This window comes from Streptacidiphilus neutrinimicus, assembly GCF_000787815.1.
Taxonomy (GTDB): Bacteria; Actinomycetota; Actinomycetes; order Streptomycetales; family Streptomycetaceae; genus Streptacidiphilus; species Streptacidiphilus neutrinimicus.
Genome location: NZ_BBPO01000014.1, coordinates 48,448 through 48,946 on the forward strand (window position 1 = coordinate 48,448; position 499 = coordinate 48,946).

Annotated in this window: 1 protein-coding gene; it reads right to left on the minus strand. The window is 81.0% G+C overall.

Going from position 1 to position 499, the window contains the following annotated elements; translation table 11 throughout:
- A partial coding sequence (locus TR48_RS43140) for a B12-binding domain-containing protein (RefSeq protein ID WP_174501691.1) occupies positions 1-499 on the minus strand: 499 nt, incomplete at both ends.

The window sequence follows — 499 nt, forward strand, 5'->3', positions numbered from 1 at the left end:
AGCTCGGTGGCGACGTGCCAGGAGAGCAGGTGCTCGACCTCGACGTAGGAGTCGCCGACGGTCGCCCAGCGCCGCCCGGCGGCGCGAAGCGTCGGGGCGATCACGTCCTCCCACGCCCGCTCGACGCCCCAGGCGTCCACGGCGCTCTCCAGCAGCTCCTGGAGGGAGGGCGCGTCCAGCCGGTCCGCCGCGCGGATCAGGCCGCGCGCGTGGCGTCGCCGCGCGGCGTCGTCGTCCCCCGGCTCGGCCGCACGCGTGGCGCGGGGCCGCAGGCCCGCAGGCGCAGGCCCGGGCGGGGGCGCAGGCCGGAAGGGCAGGCCGGACGCTTCGACGGCTTGGGGCTCCGGGGAGGGGCCGCTCCGCGCCCGCTGCGCCTGCTCGGCCTGCTCCAGCGCCGCGGCGCGCGCGGCCTGGGCGGGCGGCAGGCCCTGGGCGGTGAGCCGGCACATGGCTTCCAGCCGGGCGATGTCGGCGGGCGTCCAGCGGCGGGGGGGGCCCC